General features: G+C 45.8%; 7 protein-coding genes. 6 read left to right on the forward strand and 1 reads right to left on the reverse strand.

What is annotated here, in order from left to right:
- Positions 1 to 92: 92 nt before the first annotated feature.
- From ACGG90_RS15135 to ACGG90_RS15155, 5 genes are all read left to right on the forward strand, one after another.
- Positions 93 to 251 (forward strand): hypothetical protein, encoded by a 159-nt coding sequence (locus ACGG90_RS15135; RefSeq protein ID WP_390410678.1) that lies wholly within the window; start codon positions 93 to 95, stop codon positions 249 to 251.
- Positions 241 to 609 (forward strand): IS66 family insertion sequence element accessory protein TnpB, encoded by a 369-nt coding sequence (tnpB, locus tag ACGG90_RS15140; RefSeq protein ID WP_054720188.1) that lies wholly within the window; start codon positions 241 to 243, stop codon positions 607 to 609. The genes ACGG90_RS15135 and tnpB overlap by 11 nt, the downstream gene beginning before the upstream one ends.
- A 51-nt stretch (positions 610 to 660) precedes the next feature.
- Positions 661 to 2178 (forward strand): IS66 family transposase, encoded by a 1518-nt coding sequence (tnpC, locus tag ACGG90_RS15145; RefSeq protein ID WP_390410673.1) that lies wholly within the window; start codon positions 661 to 663, stop codon positions 2176 to 2178.
- A 254-nt stretch (positions 2179 to 2432) separates the two neighbouring features.
- A complete protein-coding gene (locus tag ACGG90_RS15150; protein ID WP_390410674.1) occupies positions 2433 to 2954 on the forward strand; it encodes a hypothetical protein in 522 nt (173 codons plus the stop codon).
- A 129-nt stretch (positions 2955 to 3083) separates the two neighbouring features.
- On the forward strand, positions 3084 to 4367 hold the full coding sequence (locus ACGG90_RS15155) for an IS1380 family transposase (protein WP_390410675.1): 1284 nt from the start codon (positions 3084 to 3086) through the stop codon (positions 4365 to 4367).
- A gap of 366 nt (positions 4368 to 4733) precedes the next feature.
- Here the strand turns inward: ACGG90_RS15155 and ACGG90_RS15160 are convergent, their stop codons facing one another.
- Entirely contained in the window at positions 4734 to 5129 is a 396-nt protein-coding gene (locus ACGG90_RS15160) for a transposase (protein WP_390410676.1), read from the reverse strand.
- A gap of 117 nt (positions 5130 to 5246) precedes the next feature.
- Here ACGG90_RS15160 and istA point away from each other — a divergent pair.
- On the forward strand, positions 5247 to 6081 hold an 835-nt coding region (gene istA, locus ACGG90_RS15165), incomplete at its 3' end, for an IS21 family transposase (protein ID WP_390410677.1).

The following is a 6081-nucleotide window of genomic DNA, read 5'->3' on the forward strand; positions in this document are numbered from 1 at the left end:
TGCCTTGGAACCAAACATTTACCGGTACCGCCCAATCGACCGTCGCTTAAAGCAAAGAGGTCCGCTTCCCTGAATCTGGGAACGGGCCTCTATTGATTTTCAAGACGGTCTGTTATTGGGTGCTTACGGCGGTAGCGTCCAAAGCACTGCAAATCAAGTTGGCCGATAATGAGTCAGTGATCGTATACAACCACATCCAAGGCTATATCTTGGATGCTTTGATGAAGGCGGTGTTTGATCGTGCTCATTGATATGCGCCAGCTTCGCGGCATCTATTTGGTCTGTGGTAAAACCGATTTACGGCGCGGCATCGATGGTCTCGTCGATGTCGTGAAAGAACAATTCGAACTAAACCCATACAACCATGCGTTGTATCTTTTTTGCGGTACTCGCAAAGACCGGTTCAAGGCACTTTATTGGGACGGCGATGGCTTTGTGCTTTTGTATAAGCGTATCGAAGATGGTCGGATTCAGTGGCCAACAAATCAAGATGAAGTCAGAAAGCTACATGCCAAGCAATTGACCCGGCTACTTTCAGGTTGGTCTTTAGACGCGAGCGTGCGGCCGTTTTGGCCAAGTAAAAAAGAGGTGAAAAGCGCTAGGCAATAAGCTTTTCAAGTGGTACACTCACACCATCAACTACGAATGGTGGCAAGTGCGATGCCAAGCGACGCAACCGAGATAAGCAAACTACGTGACCAAGTTAAAGCATTAGAGGAACAAAACGCCGATCTTTTGGAGCAGCTTGCCCGATTTCAACGTTTTGTGTATGGCAATCGTTCAGAAGAGATTCACTCTGAACAAGGCACCCTCTCGAATGAGGATGCCAGTGTTTTCTTCGTCCCAGAGCACACTGGGGATCAAAGCGACCAGAGCGCAACCGCAGCTCAAGTACAAGAACCGAAGAAAAGCAAAGCTACACGCAAAAAAGCACTGAGCAAGTCCCTTCCAATCATTGAGACCGTTATTCCGTGTGATGATGAGCAGTGTCCTCAAGGACATGTACTTGAAGTCGCGGGCAAACGCTTTGTTCGTGAGGAAGTCGTCATCATTCCTCAAGTGATCTATCGGCATCAGATCTACGAAGAAGTCAAAAAATGCGCGACCTGCGCTAAACAAACGGATCATACTCAATTCTTCCAAGGTCACGCGCCACGGCCGTTAATTGCCCACAGTTTGGGGTCTGCCTCAATGGTCGCCACCATCGCATACAACAAGTACGGCTTGTCCTTACCACTTTATCGACAAGCCAAGGAATTTAAGCGTGCGGGGGTCGATCTTCCCGAAACCACTTATGCGAACTGGATGACCAAAGCATCAGTGGTCGTCCAACCAGTGGTGAATCTCATACGGCAACATTTGGTGACGCAGCCGTTCTTACAAGGTGATGAAACGCCGTATAAGGCGATCCGTGATCCTCGCAAATCAGGTCGGTCACACGGATACATGTGGGTGATGCGTTCAGTGCAGTCATCCAGCGAGCCTGGCGTCTATTACGCGTATGATGCCACACGCGCCGGAGCGTTCGCTCAAGAATTGTACGAAGGCTTCTCTGGCGTACTCCAGTGTGATGGCTATTCAGGCTATAACAAGCTTGATGATGCGATCACCCGCACTGGATGTATGGCGCATGTGCGACGCAAATTCTATGACGCCGCGGTGCACTTGAAAAACGGCATCAAAGACTCCGCGCCATTGAAGATGATCGATGCCATGTTTGTGTTGGAGCGCCAAGTCCAGCATGCGCCGGCGGGAGAACGCCAAGCTTTTAGAATAAAGAACATCGCCCCGCTCATGAAAAAATTCTGGGCGTGGATCGATGGCCTCACTGCGTTGCCAAAAGGCGCATTGGGAAGAGCGGTGAAGTATGCCCAAAATCAGCGGATCTATCTTGATCGGCTCATGGACTACGGCGAGATCGACTTGAGTAACAATGCGACTGAGCGCAGCGTCAAAGACTTGGTGATCGGACGTAAAAACTACTTATTCAGTACTAGCGTTGATGGCGCAAAGGCCAATGCGAACATGATGACTTTGTGTGAAACTGCCAAAGCCAATCAGCTAGACGTGTTCAAGTATTTGAAGTGCTTATTTGAAAAGCTTCCACAGATACCAGAATTTGAACTGAATGAAACCACGCTGGCGCCATACTTGCCATGGAACATTAGTCTGGATTAACAATAGACAATCGGGCCAAGACACATCATAGAGATGTGCCTTGACCCGGTTTTGGCGTTATGAACGTGTGGTTATCTCCTGCTTACAGACAAACTGTAAGAAATATATTAATACTTCGAAGTGTTAGAAAGCTCAATCTAATTAAAAATTATTTATAAATATTGAAATGTATAAAAGAATATGGTATACACTGTTATCTATGTGTAGTGAACAACTGAGTCACTATCACTATATTAACGTTTGGGAGAACACATATGACTGTCAACTTTTTTGGGGTGCCGATTGATATGGTCATGCACCTTCAAGCCGTGCCATATCCTGTATGGGCTGCGCAACTCGTGATTTCCGTTTTCTTTATCGCGGGCTTCATGACTCAATATCAAAGCGTTTATCGCTATACTTTTGAAACACCAGAGGCTAAACATCGCTTAACCGGACGCATTAGTCTAATGATCTTATCTGTAGGCGTTGCTGTTATAGTTCATTTAATGGGCTACATTGTCGGCTCAAATGGGGTAATGTTTCATAATATCGGGCTTTTTCTGTTGCTTTTTGCGCTAATGGATGAGGAGATTGGTCTTTGGGAATTTGGCGTGAGAACTGCTGCATTAGTCAGCGTATGGTGTATGCATCATAATATGCACTTTGATCGACCTCAATTCTGGATTTCACTTTTTCTTTTAGGGATTGTCATAATCGTAACGAGGCGTTATCGGCATTCAATTCGGCAACACCTATGGTTTAGCTTTGGAGTCTTTACCCTGAATTATTCATGAACAAACAAAAATACGGCGCAACTTCATGACTTACATGAGATTGCGCCGCTTGTGTTTTTCACCCACTAGGTGAGCCTTTGTGGTATTGTTTAATCGCCAAACCAAACTATACAAGGAAGGCTTAACACAATGTCCACATTACACACGGTTCAACTTCAATGCAATACTCATGTTCAAATTTCTAGCGACGCTGGCATGGCCTTAATGGTTGAGTTTCTGCACAAGATCAAGTTTGATGCACTATTAAGGGCTACTGTCCACTTCAACGACACCCGCACTCGGATAGCTCATGAGTATCGTGACACACTCACCCAGAAATTGTTGATGAACATTGCTGGTTATTTCCATGACAATGCCGCCAATGCCTTGAGATCAGACCCTGCGTTTCAGATACTAATGTCGGATCAGTTCGTCTCACAGCCATCGCTTTCGCGGTTCTTTGCCAATGTATCCACAGAGAATCTCCTTCAATTACGTGAATTACTTTGGCAGATTGCTTGCGTTTACTTCAACCATTGTCTCCAACGTCAATTTATTTTAGACATCGACTCGACGCATTCTGATACATACGGTCGACAAGAAGATGCAACCTTCAATGCCCACTACATGGCATATGGTTACCATCCACAAGTGGTATTTGACCATTCGACTGGCTTGTTGCTGGATGCTTTACTGCGCCCTGGCAACACTTATACTGGTAAAGATGCAGATCAATTTCTTGAGCGTACCTTCAACCACTTGGCACAATTACGAAACCACGCAGAAGTGATTGTGCGGGGGGATTCTGGATTTGCTTCACCCGACTTTTATGCGGCGTGTGATGAGCGTCGCTATGGCTTCATCGTGCGCCTCAAGGCCAATAAAAAACTTGGTCGCTTGGCAGATGCCAAAGTTAACGACATCATGCTTGATACTGGTGATTCAGTATCGGTTTACCATGAACTCAATTACCAACCGACGACCTGGAAACGCGCCTACCGCGTTATTGTCCGTTCCGAACACGTGGCTGGTGAACTGGCTTTTTGGAACCACACCTTCATTGTGACCAACCTTGAGACGATCGAAGCCGAGCGACTTTTTCCTTTCTACCAAGCACGAGGTAATGTCGAAAATGATATTAAAGAACTGAAAAACGGCTTTGGCTTTGATCAAACAGATAGTTCCAAGTTCGTATGCAATGCGGCCAGGGCATTGATCAGTGGCGCCGCGTACAACATGATTCAAGTGTTCAAGCAATTATTTGTGCCTGAAGACACTCGCATGACGATCAATGGTCTACGCTTGGCGTTGTTTCATACAGCTGGACGTATCACACGGCATGCGCACAAGCTCATTATTCATTTGAGTGCACAATACGTTTATGCAAATTGGTTCTGGTTGCTGTTGACGGCGATCCAGGCACTGGAACTTTGATCGAGACAACTGAATAGGTCTGAGGCCATTTCGCAATCACGGGTGGCATAATTTGCGTAGCTAAAAAGCAGACGTATCGGTAGATGGCGGTGACCTGGAACTAATTTGTTACATACCGGATTTGTGCGCGATGAATTTATAGCAAATCTGGCTTCATGAATAATTCAGGTTTACTTATGCTGCGGTTATTTTTTGGACATTGATCCCTAGTTTTTCAAGTGCGGACCAGCGATTCTTAATCATGAGTCGTGCTATCTTAATGTTTGTGGCTGCCGCCGCTATGTGTGGTTATCTATGGCGCAAACTGGATTTAAGTCAAGTTTTGAGACAGTGAATCTATTTGATTTTTTTGTTCCTACGTCATAGTCAGGCGTCACGAATCATCGCTTGACCGTTCAAATGAATTAACTCATATTGCACTGGGCTCATCATCTCGAGTCCGGAATGAATCCGAGTGCGGTTGTACCACTTCTCGATGTATTCGAAGATATTCGTTCGTGCTTGTTCAAAAGTGCGGTAATTCTCTGGAAAAACGTAATGTTCCTCTTTTTTGAATGAGGCATGAAAGGACTTGATGATCGCATTGTCGTAAGGGGTCGCTTTGCGACTATACGAGTGTTTAGCGCCAACTGAAACTAAAATTCCCTCAAAGGCAGCGCCGGTAAATTGACTGCCAAGATCTGTATGGACGGTTAATCCCTCATAAACGTTACGATCCATCAATGCATTACTAAACGCCTTAATGACTAGAGTTTCCGTCATATCACGACCGTATGTACATGGCGGCTATAAAATGTAGGAAAATGGCGATTTGAAATTGTCGGTTTTCCTGCATTTTTTGATATCATGAATCACATCGTAGCCAAGGAGGAAAACGATGTGAGACAGGACATTCGAGAAGGAGTTAGAAAATATATGATCGAGGATATGAAACCCAACTTCGCTGCTATAGCCGAGCAATACAACTGTGATTACCGCACCGTCAAGCGAGCATATGAGGAGGTTAAGCGAGGAAACAGCGATTCACTACCCCAACCCACTGAGGCCAGAGCTAAGCGGCCAAGCAAACTGGATCCATTTCGCGAAAAGATTGATGAGAAACTAAACATTCCGTGTTCAGCGATGGCCATCTACAAATTTATTGTGAAGCACGGTTTCACCGGCAAGTACTCGATTGTGCGAGACTATTGCGCCAAGTACAAGAAACACCAAGTACATAAAGCGACGATCAGAGTCGAACATACCGCCGGGCTTTCAGCGCAGGTTGACTGGAAAGAAGAAATGACACTGTATAACAACGAAGGCAAAGCCTTCACGTTCAACATCTTCTTGTATGTATTGCCATATTCCAAGCTGAAGTACCTGACGTTGATCTTTGAACGCAGCCAAGACACTCTGTTCAACTGTTTGGACGACGCTTTTCATCATACTGGTGGCATTCCCAAAGAGATCTGGTTTGACAACATGAAGCAAGTCGTCGATCATGCCAAGTCGGACATCGGCCAACGCGTTGTATTGAATGAGCGTTTCAAGCAGTTCAGTCAAGATGCCGGCTACAAGCCGGTTGTCTGTCGCGTCTTTCGTCCACAAACCAAAGGTGTTGTCGAAGCCTTGGCCCGTACCACGGAACGTCTGCGGGTCTATAACAATGAGTTTTACGACGAAGTGGATCTGGTCAATATCGTTGATGAACTGTGTTACGACCTCAACCACG

It is taken from the genome of Lacticaseibacillus jixiensis, from assembly GCF_042847315.1.
Classification (GTDB): Bacteria; Bacillota; Bacilli; order Lactobacillales; family Lactobacillaceae; genus Lacticaseibacillus; species Lacticaseibacillus jixiensis.

Excerpts from the sequence above, each read along its gene's own strand:
- tnpC (WP_390410673.1), top strand. The coding sequence starts at position 661 with ATGCCAAGCGACGCAACCGAGATAAGCAAACTACGTGACCAAGTTAAA.
- ACGG90_RS15150 (WP_390410674.1), top strand. The coding sequence starts at position 2,433 with ATGACTGTCAACTTTTTTGGGGTGCCGATTGATATGGTCATGCACCTT.
- ACGG90_RS15155 (WP_390410675.1), top strand. The coding sequence starts at position 3,084 with ATGTCCACATTACACACGGTTCAACTTCAATGCAATACTCATGTTCAA.
- ACGG90_RS15160 (WP_390410676.1), bottom strand. The coding sequence starts at position 5,129 with ATGACGGAAACTCTAGTCATTAAGGCGTTTAGTAATGCATTGATGGAT.